Origin of the sequence: Chitinophaga sp. LS1, from assembly GCF_034274695.1 — a bacterium.
In the GTDB taxonomy this organism is placed as follows: Bacteria; Bacteroidota; Bacteroidia; order Chitinophagales; family Chitinophagaceae; genus Chitinophaga.
This window is the reverse complement of the sequence record NZ_CP128362.1, coordinates 4468748-4493330: the sequence shown is the minus strand read 5'-3', so window position 1 is coordinate 4493330 and position 24583 is coordinate 4468748. Positions and strand designations below refer to the sequence as shown.

Genomic DNA, 24583 nt, shown 5'->3' with positions numbered 1-24583 from the left:
TTAAATTGAATTAAGTATCTCATCCAGCTCCCTTGCATTAAGCCCCTGGGTATCTATTCCGGATAATGTTCTTTTAAATGAATAGGTATCACTCCGCAATTCGGTAATATATCTTTCAAGGGTAAGTATGTATAGCTGCAACAGCTCTTCAATGGCAGACCTTGTATAAACTCCCTGGTGATAAGAAATATCAATGCATAAAACACCATCTGTAATAATCAGTGTAAAGAAAACCGCAGAAGGCATATAAATTTCTCCCCCGATATCCTGTTGAAAAGAGGATATTTTATGAATGGAAAACGGAGTATTATCCAGCGTATCTCCTTGTCCCAGGTAATTGAAAGTAAAAAACGGCTCATTCCCATTTTTAAGCACATTTTCTTCCTTCAGGTATTTAAGACAAAGATACCCTTCTCCATTACCGGGTATTTGTTCCATCGCATGAATGGTTTGCTGAATGTTGCCCGCTACATCAGCATCCGGCATGCCGGAAAGCCTGATTGGGTATTTCATGGTAAACCAGCCAATCGTTTCTGCAAAAACAGCAGCATCACCGGTACTACTTCTGCCATGAGATTCCAGGTAACAGGTTATTTCGTCCATCCCATTCCACCTGCAGATCGTTTCAGACAGGCAGGATAGCAAGATCTCTTCGATCGATATTCCCATGCCATGGAGATTCATGTGCAGCAACTGACCTGTTTTCTCTGCGGACAAAACACCACTTCGCAATTCATAGTGACGGAATGTTTTTTCTATATGTCTTTCTGCCGGCCATTCATCTTTTATGCTTTCACTCATCTTTTCCCAGTAATCCTGTTCAGCGACAGAGATCTGCTGCACCCGCTGCTTCAAAGCAACTGACCACTGGTAATAGGACCCTGTAGCTGAAAGCTGAAGGTCTTCCGGGTTGGTCATCAGGTATAGCCGGGATAACTGTTCCAGTAAGATTCTCCAGGATACACCATCTATGATAAGATGATGTGCCAAAAGGAAGATCATGTCTTTTTCGCCATCGCGGAACAATAAACAGCGAAACAAGGGCCCGCTTTCCAGGTCAAACCGTGCCTGCCAGTATCTCATCTTTTCTTCTACCTGCTCATCAACGCTTGAAAGCACCAGGAAACAATCATTTCCAGGCATGTCCGCAGGTAATATTTTCAGGGTGCGTACATTGTCTGTTATTGGAAAAGTAGCGCGTAACATGGCATGTGAATGCCACAATTTAAGAATGGCTTTTTTTAGCCGGTCTTCATTCACCCGCTCTCCCGCATCCAACAGGATGGACTGATTATAATAATGAGGTTGTGTAATGTTATCGTTGAAAAATTTAATCTGCAAGGGTGTAAGTGGTACTTCCCCTGTGATGGCGGCATCTGCTTCAGGATGCGGATCATTTTCCTGCAGGTAGTTCACCAGCGATGCGATCGTTGAACACCTGAGGATATCCCCCACCTGCAATTTCCATCCTATATCGCGCATCCGTGCTACAACCTGGATAGCTTTAATGGAATCTCCACCTATACTCAGGAAATGATCATGTATACCTATCTGTGTTCTTTTCATTACAGTCTCCCAAACACCTGCCAGCAGTTTTTCCAGCTTTTTTTGTGGTGCTACATAATGATGCATACGCCCGCGTACTTCTTCGGGAGAAGGTAGTGCAGCCATATCCAGTTTACCATTTACATTCAGTGGAAATTTCTCCAGCGCTATCAGGTGAGGAGGATGCATGTATACAGGGAGATGGATGTTAAGCTGTGCCTGTATTTTATCTGTCAATAATTGTGTTCCTTCATAATAGCCTACCAGTTCCAATTCATTATCTGCATTCATACATGCCATAACAAAAGCATCATTCACACCAGCCACCTGTCTTATTACAGCCGCTATTTCACCCGGTTCTATCCGGTAACCCCGGATTTTGATCATCTGATCATTCCTGCCTGTATAACGGATGTTACCATCCGGCATCCAATAGCCTTTGTCGCCGGTACGATACAATTTGCTGGAAGTACCGGCAACAGGAATAAACCTGGCTGCTGTTTTTTCGTCATCCCTGAAATACCCGGCACCAACTGTTTTTCCACTGATATAAATTTCTCCCTCAATACCGGGTGAACACAACTCCATATCCGTGTTAAAGATGAATGCACTGGTGTTACTGATAGGTTTCCCTACCAGGATTGTATGGAATGTTTCAGGCACTTTCCATACAATACAGCCTACCGTACATTCCGTTGGACCGTATTCATTATAGATATTCATCCCTGGATTTAGGGCCCTCAATATTTTAACATCACTTTCAAGTAATGCCTCACCTCCTACAATACAGGTGTTTATGTGAGTGGTATGCACATCCAGATATGGCAAAATCCGTATGTGTGATGGTGTCAATTTAATCGTATCTATTCCGGATAACCCTTTAAAGGAATCACTGATAAGTTGATTTATGTAATCCTGTTCTCCAAACACATATAAGGCAGCTCCTCTCATCAGCGTGCAGAAAAAAGAAGTAACGGTAAGATCAAATGCCAGCGTTGTAAATAATGGCATTACTCCCTCTGCAGCATCATTGAAATAATAACTGTTTGCCCAACGGGTATAATGCAACAGGTTATCCATCGTAATCACACAACCTTTCGGCAAACCGGTGGTACCCGATGTATATAATATGTAAACAGGATGATCAGCCCCGCATACCGGTAGTGAACGCGACAAACTGATTACAGCGGATTCTGCCAACAGCTGATCCATGGATACCTTTTTTAGCATCGTATCCATTGTACTGTCTGTGATGAGGAGTTTTGCATCAGACTGTTCCAGGATATACCGGATCCTTTCCTCCGGGTATTGCTTATCTGCCGGGATATAAGTAGCACCACTGAAAATAATTCCCCAGATAAGCGGCACCACTTTTTCTGTGCGGGAAACATGTACGACTACCCTATCGCCCGGAGAGATATCAAATTGTTCCATTAACGTTTCTGATAATTGCCTGGCGCGAAAGAACAGTTCCCTGTATGTCATACTTCCCTGCCCCCAGATCACGGCGTTACTTTCCGGGAAACGGGTAACCGTATCTATAAAAATATCTGTCAATGTTTCCTTATCATATAATATGTCAGTTCCAAATACCAGCTCATCCAGTATTTTCTTTTCTGCATCCGGGGTTAACAATACAGGAATATTTATTGCATCTCCTTCCTGTTCTGCAAAGGCCTTGATATATTGCAGCAGGGTATGGCTGATCCAGGCAAGTGATACTGCAGATATAGCCTGTTCATTCGCCTGCAATATGACTCTTGTTGTATCAACCCTTTCTTCCGCAAAAAACGAAAGCACAAATGGTTCATTAACAGATAAACTATCTATGCAGGCCGGCATTTCTTTCATCACCGTTTCAGGAAAATGTATACGCTCCAGGTATTCAAAAGAACAGGAATGTGCAGGCATCCCTTCCGGATTAAAATATTCACGGTATACCTCCAGACTCTCTCTTTGTTCTTTCAGGCTTAATATATCCTGCTGCTGTTCTTTTCGTATATGATAAGTGATTGCTTTGGCAAACGGACCAGGAATTTCTCTGAACTCTTCAAAGCTACGCCCGGAAGAAACCAGGAGATGTGATCCCTGTTCCTGCTCCTGGTATAAAGCGAGCAGGTTTGTCCATGCCCAGTACCAGATATCACATGGCCGGAGGTCCATTTTGAGCGCGATAGCGTTCAGCTCAGTTAACAGATCATCCGGGAGGATCACTTCCTGTGTAATATAGGTTTGTCCACCAGCATGCCCTTCTTCCAGCGTAAGGGTACATGCTCCTGTACCCGTTGTCCATGCAGCTTCCAATCCGGCGGGAAGCCCTTCATCCGGAGGGGAAAGTTGCTCCAGCCATTCCACATATTGCACAAACTCCGGAGATTCCGCGTTTATACCGGCAGTGGTGATCAGTTGTTGTGCCAGGTAACGTAAAGACCAGCTATCCAAATATACAGCCGGCGAGACGATGCCGAAATAAACCGGTTGTTCCTCAGTTGTCTGAAAGATGATCAGCCTGATGGCATCACTTTCTTCTTTTGTGAACATATTCCAGTTATCCGCGATGTCCTTTTCATCCGCTGTAATTACCTTTACTGTTGTGTGATCTGCAGTTGTTATTTCCTGGAACGGGAGTAATACATTGTTGTTATAGGTAAATGTAGTCCGCAGAATGCTATGCTTATTTACCAGCTGGCGCCAGCGTTGTACCAGATCATGGGCAACAGGAACGTTTATATGGAACAATGCATGATGAAATAGTTGCTTTTCCCTTGAATGTCTGAATATTCTTTTCTGTACGGGAGATATATGAAAGGTGCTCATAAATGACGATACTTATCTCTTAGTTAAAAATGCTTTTATACTTGATGACTGTGACGCCTGCACAGTTGCATTCTCCCTGGAGCTGATGTCCTTCATCAGCTCAGCAACTGTTAGTGAGTGATCGTGTACAGGTGCAAGCAGCAGCTGCTCCAACCTGTTGATACCACGCCTTATGCTTGATTCACTAAAAAACTGCCGATCAAACAGGCATTCTGCCATCAGTGCAGCGTAATCTGTTTTAAAATGCAATTCCACACTGAATTTCCTTACCATGTTCACAGACGATTCAAAAGGCAATACAGCAATATCTGGCAGGGATTTTATCTGTTCATCATACTGTTCCGAAAAATCATCTATATGAATTTCCATGGTACCACGTGCTATATCCTCTTCCGCGGCTGAAGGAATCCATTGTGCAGTAAATGCGACGGTGTCATTCGTAAAACGGGTATACTGACGCTGTACTTCCTGTAGTAATGCACCCATACGCATACCAGGTTGCCTGGCAATAGTGATAGCCACTACATTCATAAACACGCCTGCAGTGTGATGCCAGCGCGGATCAAATCTTCCGTGTAAAGGTGTATAAACCGTGAGTGCAGCGGATTCTCCAGCTTCCATGAAAGACAATGCCTGCAGGCCTGTGATTACAGCAAATGAAGACACTTCATATAACTGTGCCAGGGCACGGATACTTACGGGTACGCCTTCTGAAAACAGGTGTTTAAAATAACCCTCTCCGCTTTTACCGGTTATTTCCTTTAACATTCCCGTACCCGCCAGTCTTTTACGATCAGGAACAAAAGGTGATACCTTGCTTATTTCATCTGCGTAATTATTATAGGATATGATATTTTTATTTTCAGTGGATGCACGATAATATGCAAGAATTGAAGTGAAGAGGATTTTAATGGTCCATGCATCTCCTATAAGGTGATGTAATTTAAAAGCAAAGAGATAATCGCCGGCACCATATTTCCGGAGATAACAATAACATAAGGGCTCCAGTGCAGGATCTATAACAATGGCAGACAATTCCTTTACGAAAGTCTCCTTGTCCTGCCCATCCATATGATCCTGAAACTGCACCTGTGTCACTTCAATTGCAGACGGTTTGCATAAAAGCCCATCGCCTGATAACCGGAAACGGTAACGAAGTGCGTCCTGTTCTTCCAGGACTTTTGTGGTTGCTTTTAACCAAAGGGATACATCCAGCGGACCTTTCAGTTCGAAAGCACCTGTCATCAGGTATTTTAGTCCACCCTGTAATTCCATATCAGCCCATATATGCTGCTGCATGGGAGTAGCACTGACCCATCGGTCCCGTCTCTCTTCCTGAAGGTCGATGTCCTTTTCTTTGGTATCCAGTAACGATGCCAGTTCATGAACCACCGGATACCGGTACAAATCACCTAATGTAATGCGCTTCTTTTCCTGCCGGTAAATCGCTGAAATCAATTTTATCGCCATCAGGCTCTGTCCGCCGGCTGCAAAGAAATTTGTTAAACGGTCTGCAACGGTAATCCCCAGCAATTCCCTGTACAGCTCACATAGCAGTATTTCCGCCCCGGTTACTGCCACCGTTTCATGATCAGGAATATGCAGGAAGGGAGAAGGTAAACCTGTAATATCTTTCTTACCGTTGATGTTAAGTGGTATATGTTCAACCGGCACAAAAAATGCAGGTACCATATAAGATGGTAAAACAGTCCTGCATGCAAACATCAGGGCATCCGTTGTATAGTCAGCATACTCTTCTTGCAGCACAACATATGCCAGCAGGACCGGATGTTGTGCTGTTTCAAATGTATGATATACAACTACCGCATCTTTCACAGCAGGAAGTTCCAGCAGGCAACGGGTCACTTCTTCCGTCTCCATCCTGTTACCATTAATTTTTATCTGCTGATCCCTTCTGCCTATAAATTCAAGCAGTCCTCCGGGTAACCATTGTACCCAGTCGCCCGTGCGGTACCAATGCTGATGGTCTTCTTCATAAAAATGTTTCCCGGTTTCCCTGTCATTGTTGTAATAACCTTTTGCAAGTCCGGGCCCTGAAATATGTAGTTCACCGGGGACACCCACTGGCACCATCATGCCGTCGGTATCTACTACACGCACTTTTACATTTACAATAGGCGTACCTATTGACATGACAGTATCTGAAGGATTAATTTTTGTAAAGGTGGTACATACTGCATTTTCAGAAGGACCATAGGCATTAAATAAGGTATGCCTGTCTGCCAGCGCCTGCCCGGTTTTTACAGGCAAGGTTTCACCTGCCGAAATCAACACCCGCAAAGCGGATGGCAATGCGGATGGCAGTGCCTGCAGGTAAGCGGGTGTGATGGTTGCTACTGTAACAGCGTGTTCCGTAAGCCAGTCAATAAATAAATGCTGGTTGTGCATCAGACCGGGCTCCGGAATGTGTAGTGCCGCTCCTGAGAGAAGTGCCATGAATATTTCAGACAGGGAGGCATCAAATCCCGGAGACGACAACCATCCGCAACGGTCCGTTTCCCGGATACCAAAACCTTCAGTTTGTGCTGCAATCATGTTCATGAATCCACCATGCGTAATAGTGAGACCTTTGGGCACACCGGTGGTACCGGAAGTAAAAATCATGTAGGCCGGAGATTCCTGATTAATGACTACAGGTGCATCATAATTATACAGAGGACGGTTGGTCCCGGGCACCCTGATATCTATTCCTGCCAGCAGGAAAGGCATACCGGATGTATTAAGTACCAGGTTACCTCCTGCCTGTTTGAGTATGGAATTAATCCGGGGTTCCGGATGTTTTGCATCTATGGGCAGGTAAACCGCGCCGCACTGCATAATAGCCAGCATGGTTACAATCGTTAATTCATTACCGGCTGCCAGTACCGGCACAATCTGTTCCGGTTCAACACCCCAATCAGTCAGCAGTTCACTTATGATACCCACTTTCTTTCCCAGCATTTCATAGGTGGTACTTCCTGATGGCGAAACAACAGCTATACGTCCCGCATGTGTCAAAGATTGTTCCCGGAAGGAAGAAATGATTGTCATTTCAGGTAAAAGTGCTTTACAAGGACCTGAAGCATACGCAAATAATTGTTGTTGTTCTGCATCGTCCAGCATCGGTATTTTACCTGCGGGAAGTTGCGCATCAAGCACCAGTTGCCTGGTAAGTACCATGCAATGACGGGTCATGCGGTGTATAAATTCTCCTGAATAAAGAGAACTGTTATAGTCTACTGCCAGGTACAGGTTATGGTTATGCAGCGAAAAATTGAATGCCAGATCCACCTTGGCATTTGTACGGTAATTGTAGTCCATCTTTTCAAGCCGCAAGCCTCCTTTCTCTATCACATTTCCATGTTCCCTTTCCTGGAAATTGACCAGTGCATGAAAAAGAGATTGCCCCTGCATCTGGTCCCGGCTAACCAGCTCCCTGGCCAGCCATTCATAAGGATATTGTTTATGTTGTAACGCTTCAGCCAGTTCTGTGGCCCAATTATCAATTAATTGCAACGCATCCGCTGCAGGATCCAATGTATTCTTAAGCAGTATGGTATTCAGGAAAAAGCCTACCTGTTGTTCAAAAATCACATCCAGGCGATTATCTACCGGTACAGCTATTACCCGTTCTTTCACTCCGCTGTAACGATATAATAACAGATCTACGATACTCAATAACGCAGTGAAAAGTGTATGTTGATGTGTATTGGAAAATGCCAGCAACCCTGCTGTCAGTTCCTTTCCAAAGTCAACGGTATAAGTGTCTGCCATGTCTTCCTGTAACCGTGTTGTTTTACCCTGAGCAGGAATACCGGATGCAGGAACCGGGGTATTGAACTTACGAAGCCAGTATGCTGCACTATGCCGGTGCTCAGCGTTCAGCTTATTCTGCCATGCAGCATACTCCTTGTATTGCAATGGAGCTTTCAACACATTGACGGCATGTTCAGCTTCATAATAAGCAAACAGCTGATTCAGCAGGATATCTTCCGATAATCCGTCTGCAATGATATGATGCAGGTTAATCAGCAATAACCAATCTTCTGCAGCCACTTTGTAAACAGCTACCCTGTACAGAGGCAATACATCCAGCGCAATATACTGCTGACCATGATCCTCCAAAATTTTTTCTATATCAGCATCCCTGGCCAGTTCTTCATAATGATACTGCAGTGTACTACCTGGATGAATCTGCTGTTTTATCCCGCCTGCGCCGGTATCAACAAAGGTGGTACGCAGGGATTCAAACTGCGCAATCACTTTTTCAAATGCAGCAACCAGTCGTGTTAGCTCAAAAGGCCCACTGATGCGGTAAGCTACCGGCATATTATATGCAGTAGATAAAGGTGTGGCATGATGTTCCGTCCAGATACGCAATTGTTGTCCGGAGAGCTCATACATTTCCTGGGCAGGAAGTACTACGGGGCCTTCGGCAGGAGATGATTTTATATGATTTGTTATCTGGATGGCCTGTTGTGAAATAACAGGATACTCAAAGATATCCTTTAGGGTAAGCGTGGTGTGAAACTGTTTATTTAATCTTGCTACCAGTGCAGAAGCTCTTATACTCTGCCCACCGGATGTAAAGAAATGATCATTCCTGCCAATACGGTTTACCTGCAAAATTTCCATCCAGATAGCAGCTATCTTTTCTTCTGTTTCATTGATGGGAGGTTCAAAAGTTACAGCGTCTTCTTTTATTGTGAGGGTGTGCAACCGCAACTGTTTTTCATCTGTTTTCCCATTAACGGAGAGTGGCATATTTTTCACCTGGTAGAACTGTTGCGGTATCATGTAAGCCGGTAGCTTTTCACTGAGGGCTTTCAGCAACTGCTGTTTATCCATAACGGATGTGGCTTCATAGAAGGCAGCCAGTACAGGTTCATTCAACTGTTGCTCTACCAGTATATGCGCTTTTACAATTCCTTTTATACGGGTGAGATGGTATAAAATTTCTTCTGTTTCGATCCGGTATCCCCTGATCTTTACCTGGCTGTCTATTCTGCCAAGGAAAATGAGTTCTCCGTTTGGTAATCTTCTCACCAGATCCCCGGTACGATAAAACAGCGTATTCCCCAGCGTAATAAATTTTTCACCTGTGAGTGTGGTATTATTCAGGTAACCTTTGGCAATGCCGTTACCATAGAGATAAAGTTCTCCCATCAATCCACGCATCAAAGGTTCCTGCCGGTTGTTAAGAATCATTGCCCGCATACCGGCAATAGGATTACCAATGGTGATCAGCTCATCATCCGGCTGTATTTTCTTTACAATGCATCCCACAGTAGCTTCCGTAGGGCCATATTCATTATACAGATTTATTTTTTCATTCAGTCCGAACAGTAAATCCACCTGTGAGTGAAGTAATTGTTCTCCACCTGTGATCACAAGTTGTATGGAGGTGCTTTTAATATCCGTATTTTTCAGCAGGCTGATATGTGAAGGAGTCAGTTTTATGCTATCCACTCCATTCACTCCGGAAAAACATTCCTGTAGTATTACATCTGCCTGTTTGGTTTCAGGGAATACCACGATACGTTTCCCTTTTACCAATGGTAAAAAGATAGTGGTAATGGTAAGGTCAAAAGACAATGGTGTGAACCAGGGAAAATTACCGTAATCATTATTTTTCAGATAATTATTATTACACCAGTGTATATAATGCGACAGGTTTTCCCTGCTGATCATACATCCCTTCGGCTTACCGGTTGTACCGGATGTATAAATGATATAGGCCAGATCTGTTCCCTGCGTTTGCGGCAGTGTGATGGTGGTGTTAATTTCCGTAGTATTGAATAAGCTGTTTACCGTACAGGTATTACCTGGGATATGCCGGTCACCCGGCAGTGCGGTCAGGATAAGTGCGGGTGATGCATCATTCAACACAGCATGAATACGTTCGTCCGGCTGGGACATATCAACAGGCAGAAAAGCAGCGCCCGTTTTCAGAATGGCCAGTATAACAGCAATAAGGTCTGCACTCCTGGATGCACATAATGCAATGATATCTCCGGGCTGAATACCTTTCTCTGCTATCAGGCATTTAGCCAGCATATCCGATTGCTCCTGTAAGGAGGCATAAGTATAACTTTGATGATCATCTATAACCGCTGTCTTAGCTGCATACTTATGACAGGCGGTATTAAACATCCCGAGGATATCCTTTTGTGTGGGATCCGGCTTTACCGGAGTAACGGAGAATGGTTCTGTGAGCTGATTTACATCCGTGAGGTTGTCCGGGAGAGCTGTTCCCTTTTCAAATAACCTTTGCAGCACAACGTCCAGTTGTTCCACATCAGACTTTTTAAAACAGGCCGTGTTATAATTCCACCTGGTTGTGATGCCGGTATGATCTTCCAGTACATCCAACTGTAAAGCGGCACCGGGTTGCAATACCTGCCAGTCATTCAAACTAACGCCTTCCGGCATTTTCACATACTGGATAATATAAGGAGTGGTATGAATAAGGTCATGACTGATATACTCAGCTACAGATTGAAGTTCTGACAGTAGCTTACCGGTTAAAGTCCTGAGTTGATGGAAGGAACATGTTTCGTCAAAAGTAAGCTGTAAAGGCACTACCTGGTCAATTAATCCTACTGTCTGATCCAGTTCATCATATATACGTCCGGGTAAAACAATACCTGGCCGTACCACGTTTTTATTGGTAAAATGACTGAGGAGTATAGCAAAAATCGCATAACAATATTCCCTGGTTATAACAGAGGAGAGTGGAATGGTATGTCTGCAGGTGGTTTCATATTTCCCGGCAATAACAGGCGCAGTGCGGTGAAACAGGAAAGGGGTAAAATCAGTCTGTCCGGATAACTGCTTGTTACACCAGTCCTTTACAGCTTCAGGTACTTCTTTTAATGTATCGTGTTGCCAGCTTACATATTGCGAATATGCAACGACCGGAATGGCGGCTATGCGTCCGGAAAAGAGTTCCTGGATGGCCACGCAAAGCTTTCCCATACTATGAAAATCAACTATACCTGATGGAAATTGCAGATATGCATTCCAATATCCTGCTGTTGTATCAGGAGCAGCCATAAATACGCAACTCATTTCAGTCTCATGCGGATAGTTTCTGCAATGCAGCAGGAAATCGGTGGCATTACCGGGATGGCTTTCCACAGCGATATGATAGCCGGAAACATCATCCGGCATAATTCTCTGCAATGGGTATACAAGATTGGCCTGTTCTACAAACCTGGTCGAAAGCGCCTCATGCTGTTGAAAAAGGCAGGTAATCATTTTTTTCAGAACCGGAACATCCACCGGGATAGTCGCTTCAAACTTCCAGTTACAAAAAACGGGGAGTCTTTCTCCTCCTGTTTTGAATATCACTTTCTGCTGTTCAGTAAGGGACAGGGTAATCGCGTCCAATAAAATACTTGTCATTGTATAAATAATTAGGCATGTTCCCCGAAAGGCTGCATCATTACTACATTAATTTCTCTTGCTCCGGTGAATGAATTACGACCGTGTGCCACCAGCATATTATCCATTAGCAGGATATCCTGATTTACCCAGGGGAAATACACACATTCATCCCGGTAGGCTTCAAAAATGGCGGTAAGAAAAGCAGGTTCAATGGGAGACCCATCTCCATAATAAGTATTGAAGGGCAGCTCGTCCATACTAGCAAATGCTGTACGGATTTCAGGGGCCAGTGCCATGAAGTTGAAGAAATAGCCATGATTAAACCAGATCTCTTCACCTGTAACAGGATGATTACGGATAGCAGGCCTGCACCATTTTATTTCCAGGGCATCCTTTTCCAGCCATTTAAAATTCAGTCCGTATGTTTTACAGTGCTGCTCAACGACGGCTCTATCTTCTGTCTGATATACTTCCTGCCATGACAGGCCTACTCCTTTTTGTAACAAACGGCGGTATAAAATGCCTTTCTGTTTAAAACTGCTGATAAGTGCATCCGGCAGTCGCTTTAATACTTTTCTTACATCAGCAATAGGTGTTTCTCCTCTTTCCAATGGTTGTTTTGAACAGTAAAAGGCAATCTTCAGCGGCCATGTATGAGAGTAGGACAGTTCATTATGCATATTAATCACCTGATCTGCCGGGTGCTCTGTAGAAGTATATAAATTGCCGCTGATTTCAGTACGGGGAGAAGATCGGTCTTTATACGACATCAGCTCTTCCCCGAATGCTTTCATCACTTCCTGGAAGGCATCTCTGTCCGGCACATCAAATCCTCTAAAAAGAATGGCGCCATATTTTTTTAAATCTGCCCCGATATCTGCCAGGTGATCTCCTATCCATGAACCCAGGGAGATACCATCTATAGCCGGCTTGTATACCATGGGGAAGTGACCAGGTAACATCGCTTCGCGCTGCAATATATCTTCCGGCAGATCAACGGTTTTAGGTTGTATATTTTTCAGGGAAAACTGGGGTCTGTTAAATTGCATAACGAATATTATTAGGGTATTTTGTTGGATAAAAGGCCGGTGATATTCTTTTTGCGGTGTGTCTGAAGGGCATTTGATTTTCTTTGCTGTTGCATTTCTCTGATGGATGCAATGAGTGCTCCAATTGCCTGATCCTGCTGGTCTATAAGTAATTCAAGCAGTTGTTGCCAGTCGCTGATCATTTCCTGTATCAGCAGATCAGGATATAGCGTACTATCATAGACCAGTTTCAGCATAATATCTTCATGACCTTCATCAAAGCGGAACTCCATTGGATATTTTCTTGGATCTATGGAGAGGCTTCCACCTAAAGGGCGAACAGTGAGATCATTAAATTTCCGGTCATTATGATGGCGTTTTAACCGGAAGTTCTGCAGTGAAATTTCCACTTCAAAGAATGGGAATGTACTGCTACGGTCCCAGCATTCATTTTTCAACAGTTCAAAGGGATAATCCTGCTTTTCATACATCTCCAGCAGCAGGGTTTTAAGCCGGTTGAGAAAATTAACTGCGCTTTCTTCACTCCTGATATCAATACGTAATACCAGTATATTGAGGAAGTGGCCTATCAGCCTGTTCCATTTATTTTTACTTCTACCTGTAACAGGTGTTCCTGTAGTGAGATCTGTGGCGCCGGTATAACAATGTAATAACAATTGTGTAACGGCGGCTACTACAATAAATACACTCAGGTTCAGATCAGCCGCCAGTTGCTTAATTTGTGAATACATTACACCGCTTATTAAAAGCGTTTCTTCGCCTTTTCCCTGACTACCTGTTACAGCCGGCATATTCATCGGGGTTATGTTACTTACCTGGCGATGCCAGAAAGATTTCAGCTGTTCATTGGTGGCTGTATTTTGTTCTTCTTCTATATATTGACGGTATTGAATAGGCTGTGATGGATCTTTTTTATTACCTGTTGTCAGTTCATTATAGGTATCGATCAGCTCATTGAACAAAATTTCCATTGACCAGCCATCGCAGATGATATGGTGGATGGTTACCGATACGATATAACGGTCCTCTCCACGCCGGCATACAGAGACTCTCCATAATAATTCATTGGCAGTATTAAATGGCTGGCTGTTCAACTCAAATAATACTTTCTCTGCTGCTGATTCGTCTTCCGGTAAAAAGATCTCGCTGAGCATAATACGGGCATCTGTGCGCAGTTGCTGCCGGGGTATCCCATCTTCCTCATAAAAGGACATGCGAAGAATTTCATGCTTCTGAAGCAGTAGGTTACATGCTTCCTCAAATTTTGCAGGAAGGAATGGACCTTCAATCAGCAGCGTTTCTGAAAGATTAAATGCGGATGAATCAGGCTGTAATTTCCAGGCCCACCAGATATTCTGTTGTGCATAGGAAAGCCTTGTATTAACTACCGGTACTTCTGTACGGATCAGTTGTGCGGCCAGTAACTCTTCAAAACTTTGCTTCACTGCATCAATAAAATAGCGGATATCTTCCTGGGTATGTGCAGTTGCCACATAACAGTTCCTCCCCTCCCATATGTAAATATTCTTTGCCAGCAGTTTATAAAAAAGCAGTTCATAATTTCCTTTGAGAACAAACCGGAAAAGCGATCCGAAATGAACCATACTTACCGGAAGATCTTTCTCTTCAAAATACCTGTTTAATTCACTGCAGATCTGTGCTGTTTTTTCTTCCAGTGATATATAGATATCAGGATTTGCTTCCAGGTAATCCAGCACCTGCATTCCGGCTTCCATGGCCAGCGGATGATGGCAGAAGGTACCAGCCACAAATGTATTGGTCACTGCAGGGTAAGAAGGATCACCATACGACCAGTGACCACCATCGACTGCATCCATAAATCTCTTATTCCCGGCTACAATGCCCACCGGTATTCCACCTCCTATAATCTTTCCATAAGTGGTGAGGTCCGGACGAACCTTTGTAAAAGCACGAATGCCATTGATAGCGAATCTGAATCCGGATATTACTTCATCAAAGATCAGGGCAATGTTATTGGCGGAAGTAATGCGCGACAGTTTTTCAAGGTATGCTGCCGGAAAGAAATCCGGTCTTCTGCTCTGCACAGGTTCTACCAATACAGCGGCTATTTCGCCTGCCAATGTGATAATATGTTCCAGGTCCTGTTCATTACCATACCGCAGCACAATTACATCCTGGCTAACGGTGTTGCTTACGCCGGGTGCCAGAGGCTCGGCATAAATTCCTTTTCCAGGTCTGGCCAGGATGCCATCAAAAGTCCCGTGATAGGAACCGGAGAAAAGGACAATCTTATTTTTACCGGTAGCTGCCCTTGCCAAACGAAGTGCTACCATTACGGCCTCTGTACCGGTGTTATAGAATGCCACACGGTCATTCCCCGTGATTGTACAGATCCTTTCTGCGAGCCGGCCTGCCTGGGGAGATAATGCTCCTAATATCAGCTGACGCTGTAATATATCCTGTAAGGCTTCATTCACAAAAGGAGGATTATAACCAAACAGGTGTACTCCAAATCCCATTGTAAAGTCCAGGAAACGATTGCCATTTACATCCCATATATGTGCGCCGGCGCCTTTTTCTGCCACCAGTTGATACACCATATCCTTCCACTTCGGTTTGAAGCCGGCAATATTCCTGTTATTGGCAAAATAGCGGCGGAAGTGTTGTGTTATCTCACGGGATCCTCCGCTTTTCTCCACAACCTCATTCACCAGTGCCACCAGTGCCTCATCCTGTTCATTCAGTTTCTGATCTGTACTAACTTCCGGTTGTTTATATGGAACATAGGCATTATCATCAGCACGTTCCTCCACATAAGCGTCTGCCGGCAAAGAAACCTGCAGGAATTCCTTTAGTTTGCCAGGTGTATTGACCCGGTCGTAGAATACTGCAATTTCAATATTGATATGTTTATCATCCAGGATCATTTCCCGCATGTGCATCAACATGATAGAATCAAGACCAATACTGAAAAAATCATCTTCGTCGGTAAAGGCGTCTGTACTTAGTTCTGTAATCTCACGGATGATCCTGTTTACATACAATGACAATGATTCTGCCGAAGCATTTTTCACTTCAGCGGCAAGTGCCATAGTGGTTTCCTCCTGTTCCGGGTTAATAAATGCGCGGTATAAAGCGGCATCAATCCAGTACATCTCATGATCAAACTGGTAAACCGGTATGGGTACTTTTGTGCCCTGTATTGAAAATGCACCCGGGGTGATTATTTTAGAATGCAGGTAAGTATGTGCTTCTTTCAACAATGTTGTTGTATCCACACCAGGGGCTACCAGCAGTCTCTCTGTAGTATTAAATGATTGCAGGAGTTGGATAGCAGCCTGTTTATCAGTGGCAATAACTGCCAGTTTCTCTTCAAAATGATCCCGGCAATGTAATGCGGTAAATGCAATATCCGTGATTGCATATGTTGTATCCTTCAGGTAAAGCACATATGTTTCTACCAGTTTTTTTAAGGATCTTACAGATTTTGCAGACAGCATTAACAGGGTTGCCTCATCGGTTTGTTTTCCCTGGTTTGCTTTGTGTGCTGATTGCAATACCATATGCACATTTGTTCCGCTAAAACCAAAAGCACTCACGGCAGCAAATCCGGATGCACCGGCAGGTAGATCCGTAAGGGTAGTAACTACTTTTACCTGGTCGTTCCAGCTGATAGCGGGATTGGGTGAATTATAGTGCAGGCTGGCGGGTATTTTTCCATGATAAAGGCATAAAGCTGTTTTTATCAGGGAAGCTACACCGGAAGCGGCTTCCAGATGTCCAATATTGGTTTTAACACTTCCTATATAAAGCGGGTGATCTTGCCGCGGTATTTTGTTATATACGTGTTGAATGGCTTCTACCTCAATCGGGTCGCCCAGTTTGGTACCGGTACCATGTGCTTCCAGGTATAGTACTTCACTGGCAGAAACACCGGCCTGTTCGAGTGCTGTATGCAGCAATCTCTCCTGTGCCAGTCCGTTTGGTGCAGTCATCCCGTTACTGGCACCATCCTGGTTTAATGCAGATCCCCTGATGATGGAGAAAATATGGTCCCCATCTCTTACGGCATCTTCATATCGTTTCAGGATAACAATACCACATCCCTCACCGCGCCCATATCCATCAGCACTTTCATCAAATGTTTTGCAACGGCCATCGGGAGATAATGCTCTTGTTTTAGAAAGACAAATATGCCCTAAGGGAGAAAGCTGCAGGTTGATGCCACCTGCAATCACGAGGTCTGTTTTGCCGGCCCGTAATTCCTGCATACCAAGATCTACAGCTACAAGAGAGGATGAGCAGGCCGTATCCACGACCATATTGGCTCCGGTTAGTCCTAACTGGTAAGCAATTCTTCCGCTGGCAGTAGCGGCAGCAGTACCTGTAACAGAATAAGGAGATATCCCTTTTCCGTAATTTTCTGTTGAAAAATATTTATAATGATCGTCTGACGCGGAGAGGTATACAGCTGTACCGGTGCCCATCAGGCTTCCTGGGCGGATATTTGCAGATTCCAGCGCCTGCCAGGTTGTTTCCAGCAATATTCTTTGCTGTGGAGACATATGTTTTGCCTCTGCAGGAGTAATTTTAAAAAAGGCAGCATCAAATCCTTTTACATCGGCTAAAAAAGTGCCACTGTTACAATAGGACTTACCCGGTGTATCAGGATTTTTATCATAAAACCAATTTTTATTCCAGCGATCTGCCGGTACTTCAATCACAGCATCCTGTTCATTACACAGATTATTCCAGAATGAGGCTATACTGTCCGCACCTGGAAAACGACAGGACATGCCAACTATAGCCACGGGACCATTTTCCTTTTTCTCCAGGGATTCAATTTTTGCTTCGGCCGTTCTAAGGCTTTCGTATAACTTCCTGACAAGGTCAATATTTTCCATCATCTTATGAATATTTTTGAATTTCTTTATTGATCATTTTCAGCAGTTCGGCATCACTCATATCTTCTGTATAACTATACCGGAGATTCTCTTTAACCGTTTTTATCACTGTTACTGGTTGCGGTGTTGATAATTCATTGATGTGGGTCGTTAACAAACCTGTAGCCGGGTAATTGAAGATTGTATTTGAAGTGATTGTTGTACCCAGGCGTTTATTGATTCTCTCCACAAACTTCAGGAGTAAAATAGAATCCATTCCCATATCACTAAAACTCCTGGCGGGATCTATCTCCTCTTCTTCCGGAATGACTAATACTTCTTTTACAAGGAGTACCAGTTCATGGTGAATAAGACTCGCTCTTTCAGCGTCATCTGTGATCAGCATCAGGTTGGGCAATGTAGCAGTATTGTTTGCTGTTACAGGCTTCTGCTGCAGCATTCCGCGTAATGTTTCCCAGTAACTTTGCGCGCCTCTTATTTCCATCATCTGTAAAAAGCGGGATTGATTTAACTGTACATAAATCCGCTGATCCTGGCTTATGCCTAGCAGGGAAGCATAACTTTTTCCAACAGTATCTGCATGCACAGTCAGTACGCCGGATTCTTCCAGCAGGCTGGTGGTATTACTATCTTTCAGCACCATATTACTATTCTTCCAGGGTCCCCAGTTGATGGTTGCAGCAGGAATACCTTTTGTTTTTAAATGGAGTACAAAAGCATCCATATAAGCGTTTGCAGCTGCATAATGCGCAAGCATGGCAGAGCCCCATATTGCCGCTATGGAAGAATATGTTACCAGGAAATCAAGCTGATCATACGGCAGATGCCTGCTGAGGTACCTGATACCGTTGATCTTGGGAGCTCCCACCTGCAACATATCATCTATGGTCATATCTTTTAGTAAACAACGGCTGTTTGTACCGGCGGCATGTACGATCCCTTTAAGCGGCAGAGAAGTGCTTTTCAGCCATTTACCAAATGCTTTTACGTCTTCTTCACAGGCAACATCCAGCTGTTTATAAATGATACGATCATTTTTATGGTTTGCATTTGCAGATCTGCCGGTAATTATTACCTGGCCGGCTCCATTGTCCCTCAACCAAACGGCGATATGTTCACCCAGGCTTCCGTTGCCTCCTGTAACCAGGTAGGTGCCTTCATTATCCAATGTCACTTTTATTAGGGGTACCGGTGTGGCAGGTGAAATAACAGGATACCAGTATTTATTGTTTCTAAAGGCTGTTTCCCGGAAATATGACTGCTGCACATAGCGATTAATAAAGTTCATATCCGGAAGATCATTGTGTATATCCAGCACCAGCATGGCAGGGGATTGTAACTCCAGGGATGCAGATCTGATAAAGGATGCAAGACTATGTTGTAATGCATATAAGGGTGCAGTTCCGTTTACATGTAAGCCCTGACGGGTGATAAAAAGTATAACGCCCGGCGATAAAGAAAGTGTTTTTAAAGTCTGAAAGAGTTGAATGATATGTTTAAAGGCTGCAGACAGGGTATATTCATCATTTTCATCCTCTTCTATCCATGCGCTGAGATCGTATACCAGGCAATATTGCTGATAACGTTGTGTAGAAAAAATATTCTCCAGCCGGCAGAGGTGATCTATTGCGATAGAAAAAGCGTTTTTACCGGAGAGAAACGTTTTCTGAAAAGCCGGAGTGCCTCCATCTGTTTCAACATATACGTACGCCATATCATTTTCCGGTTTTCTATCTGTGGCCAGTTCAACCTCTTTCCATTTAACGGTATATCCGGTAGGAACAACAGGGCCGGGTAGTTTTCCCAGCCAATGGGGTTTTAATTGAAAGTCTGGTGGCGGGATACATTTTTCAACCACTGTATGTTGATATTCCGCAACAATACAGTGGGCAACTGTCCCTGTAAAGCCGAATGAGCTAACACCACCAACTATGCGTTTCTTATCGTTACTGAAAAGGTATTTTTCCGCATTAATATGAAAAGGCATCTGTTGCCAATCGATATGATGATTAGGAGTGTTAAAGTGGAGGGAAGGGGGCATTTGTTTGTGGTATACATTCAGGCAGGCTTTCATGAAGCCTGCCAGTCCGGCTGCCGCTTCCAGGTGTCCGAAATTACTTTTCACAGATCCGGCCACTATTTTTTCCCTGTTATGGCGTTCTCCGAAAGCGAGGTGTAGGCCTTCGGCCTCTATAGGATCACCCAGGGGGGTACCTGTACCATGGGTTTCCACGAAGCGGATATCATCGGCTTCCATACCGGCAGCAGCGAGTGCATGTTTAATAACTTTTGCCTGACTGGCCGGATCGGGCACGGTCAATCCTCCGCTGGCGCCATCCTGGGCAACTGCAGAACCTTTAATACAGGCATAGATGCGGTCGCCATCTTTTTCAGCATCTGATAATCGTTTAAGTACAACAGTAATACAACCTTCGGAGCGCACATATCCATTTGCACTATCATCAAAGGCCTTACAACGACCATCGGGAGAGAGCATACCAGCTTCTGTAAGACTGGCCTGCAGGTAGGGTGATAAAATGAGGTTAGCCCCGCTTACCAGTGCGAGGTTACATTCATTGCGTCTCAGGCTTGCCGCGGCCTGGTGTAATGCCACCAGAGAAGAAGAGCAGGCGGTATCTATACTGATACACGGGCCATGAAGCCCGAGGCAATAGGATATCCGTCCGCTGGCACCACTGAATGAATTACCACTGCATACATAGGGATTTATTCTCAGGGATTCATCCTGTTGCATAATGTGCAGGCTATAGTCAAATGCGCTGATACCCGTAAAGACACCTGTATCCGAACCTTTCAGTGTATCAGCCGGGATGCCTGCATCAGCGAGTGCTTTATGTGCAAGCATGAGGAGATGTCTGTGTTGAGGATCTATATATCTGGCTTCTGCCGGTGATATATGGAAAAAGTCATTATCGAACAATGTGATGTCATCTAGTAATCCGGCATGGGGCATACATTTATTAAACAGGTATTCCTTTTGTTCCATTTCCTGCCAGCGGGTTAACAAGCTGTAATTTGTTACCAGGTCTTCTCCCGCCAGCAATGCATTCCAGAAATCGTTCACTGTATGAATACCACCTGGCAGATGGCAGGCCATCCCAACAACAGCAATTTCTTCCATTGAATCAGTACTGATTAACTGATCTTTTAATTTTCTTTCGAGGTTTCTGATAATGAGAAATGATTTTTGCAGACTGCTCAGTGATTCATGGGATACTGACTTCATAATAGATAAATTAGACGTAGGGTAATTGAGTACATATAACATAACGATGGATAAACTGACTTATCTTTTTACTGAAATCGGGAGATTCAAGCAAAAAAAAGTGTCCTCCGTCGAGGAATTCATGAATACATATTCCGAGGGTTTCTTTCTGCCATGAAAGCAGTGCCTGCGTTTCAGCAATTCTATCATTGCTGCCGTTCAGCAATACAAATGGAATATCGAATCTGTTGCTTTCACAATACTTATAGGTATCATTCAAACGCAGATCATTTCTGATTACGGGCAGAAAAAAAGAAATAAAATCAGGATTTGTGAGAAGGCTAAGGTCAATCCCTCCCATCGCCGACAGGTGTGTAATTAGTTCGCCGTCTGCTAATTCGTGTCTTTCCATGTTCACGGGAGCTTCACAAGGGCCGCTTCTGCCGGTGAGGAAAACCAGCTCAGGCAGTCCTGAGCCGGATGTACGTAAACACTTTATTGTTTCATAAGCCACCAGTGCTCCCAGGCTATGACCCAGGAAAACCATCGGCAGATCATGTTGTCTGTTAAGCGTAATAATATCCATGCAATCCTTTGCCAAAGACGGGACATCCTTTGCGAATGGCTCATTAAAACGTTTTGCTCTTCCCGGATAACAAATTGTAAATGTGGTACCTGTTATCTGCAATTTTCGTTCTAGTGAGCGATAAGACAAATCGCTTCCACCGGCATGCGGAAAAATAAAAAGCTGTACGCCATTAACATCCATGGCAATAAGGATTAGGTAGATGTAAAGGACATTATCCTTTTTTTACAGGTTGAAAGATCATCAGCATGATCAGTACCAGGAATGGAGAGACGATCATGGCCAACCAGAAGGTTCCCCAGAAGCGTGTACGTCTGTTAGCTCCAAGGATGGCGCATATCAGGCTAAGAATGATCCAACCAATAAAGAAAGGAGTAAAAAGAATGTTCACCATAATATAGTGCTTATATGGTCTCTTCTTTTCCCTCTTCTGTTAAGGATTCACTTTTTGAGGTAAATGGTTTTGTAACAGTTTTTTTAACTTTACCTGCAAATTCCTTTCCTTTATCCAGTTCCTCTGCAAAATAGGTTTTCATATCAGATGCTTTTAAATCCAGCATTGTTCCTCCACCTGCAAAGTGTTTATCGAATACCTGTCCGATAGCATATGTTGTGGCACCGGCAATAGCAGGGAATGTAACAGCTCCGATAGCAGTACCTACAACCGGGATGAATTTAATGAAACTGCCGATAGAAGCCATTACGAGTGCTTTACTACCTGCACCGCCAACCAGGGAAACGATAATAGATTTACCCAGATCATTAGAAAACTGCACATTGTGGTGGGCGGCCAGTTTGCTGATCATAGAAAGTTGTGTAGCTGTAATTGCAGCTACATCTACAAAAGGAATAGGTACTGCACCTACACCCATAGAAATAAGCACGTGTTTCTTGATAATTTCCTTAGCGGTTTTACCCGTGATGACCGTTTCCTGCAATTGTTGATTTTCTGTCATTAGTATGATTTTTATAGTGATAAAAAATTATTTACGGAATTATAACTGGTCGTCGTTGTGCTGTCGTATCCTGACCGGCAGCCATCTGATCGCTTAAGAGAATGGGTAACCCCCTGGTACCACTACCCATAAAAATCAATTTTGAATTGGGAGAAGTACCTATTTTTTGTGTTACGTCAAGTGCTTTCCATAATAACGGGGAGATTTTTGAAACGGAACTGAATTCTCTCAAACCCTGGGCTTCTATGCCTTTCCGTGTACGTTCTTTATCTTCCACAGCCAGCCTGTAATCATATTCTTCGTTTAACTGTTGCTGACGATATACAGATTCAATGGCTTTGTTTACAGAATCGGGTAAGGCGATACTTGTTATGTAATATCCTTCAATAAGGATCTGATCTTTAGCAAGTATCTTAGAAAGGTTATCCTTGTTATTCTTTTCAACAACACCTCTGTCAACCATAAAAATTTCTTCCGGTGTAAGGCCTGCAATCTCCTTCCTCATCATAGACTTCACATTCGGATCAACAATAAGCTGTTCATAGCCGGGGCCGATTTTCTGATGGAGTGAAGGTAATAAACGAACATCCGGCTTATAGAGAACAGAATGTAATACATGAATAGTAAGTCCGTTTGCACTAAGTAAGTATTGATCAAAATTTATTTTATGGGTACGAACATTATAAACGATCATGGTATTAACCGGGCTGATTAAATGTAATCCTTCACCGTATGTTCTGCTCATATCTGTACCGGTAAATATATTATACAATACGCCAGCCTCTCCTGGCTTAATGGTAATAAATATCCTTTTTGAAAAAAGTGCCACCACTAATAATATCAACAGCAATACAATGCCTGTATTTCTTATTATCAGACCAGTGTTGAATCCTCCAATTTTTTTATTCATGTTGTTATATCTGGATAACTATTAAACGCATCGGATGTACAGGGCATAACTTTAACGCTGTTCATTTTTTAATTAAATGATACCTGTAATAATTAATGGAAATTTTCCGCAGAATTTATCTTACGGTAGCCTGTTGTGTCTGTTCTTAATTTTGTTTTTCGCTAACGGACAATTAAATATTTAAGGGTTCAAATAGTCTTTACATGGTATAAAAATTGACTGATCATAGTAATCAATAATTCTATTGTAAAATATAAAATCCAATAATCAATATTTTTAACTCACTTTTACATATTTTGCTAATAAGCTAAACATAGCATTTTAATATTTGTTCTAAGGATTTTTAAAATATCCCCAAATGAGTTTAACAATATTAAAGATCGTCTGTTATTATGATGACATTTACTTAACATATTGATCGCCTCAAAATTAAATTTCGGATTTATACAGATTATTTTTACCACATAAAAGTGTAGGACGCTAAGATCAACGTTCCGCATGGGTTTGCAATCCCTCGAAAATAGACAAAACAACTAATCCAAATGCCTAATACTTACATAACGACTAATCGTATATATCAAATTGGAATTATCGATGAAGACCCTCAATTTAGCGACGATTTAATGAGGTATATCCTGAAGGATAAACAATTTTCTTCATGCCTGCATTCGGCCAATCTGCGTAACGCGATGCAGTTATTATATAATACTTCATCCCTGAATCCTGATCTTTTACTGTTAGACATTTGTTTGACTGAGATTCAAAAAGAGGATACCATTAAGACGCTAAAGCAGATAAAACCTGAAATGCTGATTGTAATACTTACAAAGGATGAGAACAAACATCTGATTAAGGCAGCGTTCGACAGGGGGGCTGATGGTTATCTTCAAAAATCAGAGAACTTCAGCAGTATTTATCATAAGATCGTTAATATGCTGTTATATGGGCAACCAGTAGTGAGCCAGCACATATTCAGGTATATGGTTTTCAGAAATGATCTTCCTCAGCCTGCTGTAAAGGAGAAGCTGACAAAAAAAGAAAAGGAAGTCGCGCAAATGGTATTAGAGGGATTATCTCACAAAGAGATAGCTGCCAGGTTACATCTTAGCCTGAATACGATACAATATCACATGAAGAATATTTACTTTAAACTTGATATTAAAACAAAAACAGAGTTGTTTAAGATGCATTTCCATAAAATCTAACAGTGTGATTATTT

General features: G+C 43.2%; 10 protein-coding genes. 1 reads left to right on the top strand and 9 read right to left on the bottom strand.

The genetic code is table 11. The features are described from left to right. Genes QQL36_RS18630 through QQL36_RS18590 form a run of 9 tightly spaced genes read right to left on the bottom strand, consistent with a single transcriptional unit; the run spans nucleotide 1 to nucleotide 23364 of the window. Nucleotides 1–4362, bottom strand: coding sequence for an amino acid adenylation domain-containing protein (locus QQL36_RS18630; protein ID WP_321566363.1), 4362 nt, complete (start codon nucleotides 4360–4362; stop codon nucleotides 1–3). A gap of 12 nt (nucleotides 4363–4374) precedes the next feature. Next, a complete protein-coding gene (locus QQL36_RS18625; protein WP_321566362.1) occupies nucleotides 4375–11769 on the bottom strand; it encodes a non-ribosomal peptide synthetase in 7395 nt (2464 codons plus the stop codon). Between the two features lie 11 nt (nucleotides 11770–11780). Then, on the bottom strand, nucleotides 11781–12800 hold the full coding sequence (locus QQL36_RS18620) for a TauD/TfdA family dioxygenase (protein ID WP_321566361.1): 1020 nt from the start codon (nucleotides 12798–12800) through the stop codon (nucleotides 11781–11783). Nucleotides 12801–12811: 11 nt separating this feature from the next. Beyond that, entirely contained in the window at nucleotides 12812–17689 is a 4878-nt protein-coding gene (locus tag QQL36_RS18615; RefSeq protein WP_321566360.1) for an aminotransferase class III-fold pyridoxal phosphate-dependent enzyme, read from the bottom strand. A gap of 1 nt (nucleotide 17690) precedes the next feature. After that, nucleotides 17691–20933 (bottom strand): type I polyketide synthase, encoded by a 3243-nt coding sequence (locus tag QQL36_RS18610; RefSeq protein WP_321566359.1) that lies wholly within the window; start codon nucleotides 20931–20933, stop codon nucleotides 17691–17693. 10 nt (nucleotides 20934–20943) lie between these two features. Then, the gene (locus QQL36_RS18605) at nucleotides 20944–21681 is read right to left on the bottom strand and encodes a thioesterase II family protein (protein WP_321566358.1); all 738 of its coding nucleotides are present in this window, start codon (nucleotides 21679–21681) and stop codon (nucleotides 20944–20946) included. Between the two features lie 31 nt (nucleotides 21682–21712). Next, the gene (locus QQL36_RS18600) at nucleotides 21713–21892 is read right to left on the bottom strand and encodes a hypothetical protein (protein WP_143708814.1); all 180 of its coding nucleotides are present in this window, start codon (nucleotides 21890–21892) and stop codon (nucleotides 21713–21715) included. Nucleotides 21893–21902: 10 nt separating this feature from the next. Beyond that, entirely contained in the window at nucleotides 21903–22454 is a 552-nt protein-coding gene (locus QQL36_RS18595; protein WP_321566357.1) for a YcjF family protein, read from the bottom strand. Between the two features lie 31 nt (nucleotides 22455–22485). Beyond that, nucleotides 22486–23364, bottom strand: coding sequence for a prohibitin family protein (locus tag QQL36_RS18590; RefSeq protein WP_321566356.1), 879 nt, complete (start codon nucleotides 23362–23364; stop codon nucleotides 22486–22488). Nucleotides 23365–23906: 542 nt separating this feature from the next. Here QQL36_RS18590 and QQL36_RS18585 point away from each other — a divergent pair. Next, complete coding sequence (locus QQL36_RS18585) at nucleotides 23907–24569, top strand: response regulator transcription factor (RefSeq protein WP_321566355.1); 663 nt, start codon at nucleotides 23907–23909, stop codon at nucleotides 24567–24569. Nucleotides 24570–24583 lie beyond the last annotated feature (14 nt).

What these genes read in the sequence shown, in the direction of transcription:
- QQL36_RS18630 (WP_321566363.1), bottom strand. Translation starts at nt 4,362, where the DNA reads ATGAGCACCTTTCATATATCTCCCGTACAGAAAAGAATATTCAGACAT.
- QQL36_RS18625 (WP_321566362.1), bottom strand. Translation starts at nt 11,769, where the DNA reads ATGACAAGTATTTTATTGGACGCGATTACCCTGTCCCTTACTGAACAG.
- QQL36_RS18620 (WP_321566361.1), bottom strand. Translation starts at nt 12,800, where the DNA reads ATGCAATTTAACAGACCCCAGTTTTCCCTGAAAAATATACAACCTAAA.
- QQL36_RS18615 (WP_321566360.1), bottom strand. Translation starts at nt 17,689, where the DNA reads ATGATGGAAAATATTGACCTTGTCAGGAAGTTATACGAAAGCCTTAGA.
- QQL36_RS18610 (WP_321566359.1), bottom strand. Translation starts at nt 20,933, where the DNA reads ATGAAGTCAGTATCCCATGAATCACTGAGCAGTCTGCAAAAATCATTT.
- QQL36_RS18605 (WP_321566358.1), bottom strand. Translation starts at nt 21,681, where the DNA reads ATGGATGTTAATGGCGTACAGCTTTTTATTTTTCCGCATGCCGGTGGA.
- QQL36_RS18600 (WP_143708814.1), bottom strand. Translation starts at nt 21,892, where the DNA reads ATGGTGAACATTCTTTTTACTCCTTTCTTTATTGGTTGGATCATTCTT.
- QQL36_RS18595 (WP_321566357.1), bottom strand. Translation starts at nt 22,454, where the DNA reads ATGACAGAAAATCAACAATTGCAGGAAACGGTCATCACGGGTAAAACC.
- QQL36_RS18590 (WP_321566356.1), bottom strand. Translation starts at nt 23,364, where the DNA reads ATGAATAAAAAAATTGGAGGATTCAACACTGGTCTGATAATAAGAAAT.
- QQL36_RS18585 (WP_321566355.1), top strand. Translation starts at nt 23,907, where the DNA reads ATGCCTAATACTTACATAACGACTAATCGTATATATCAAATTGGAATT.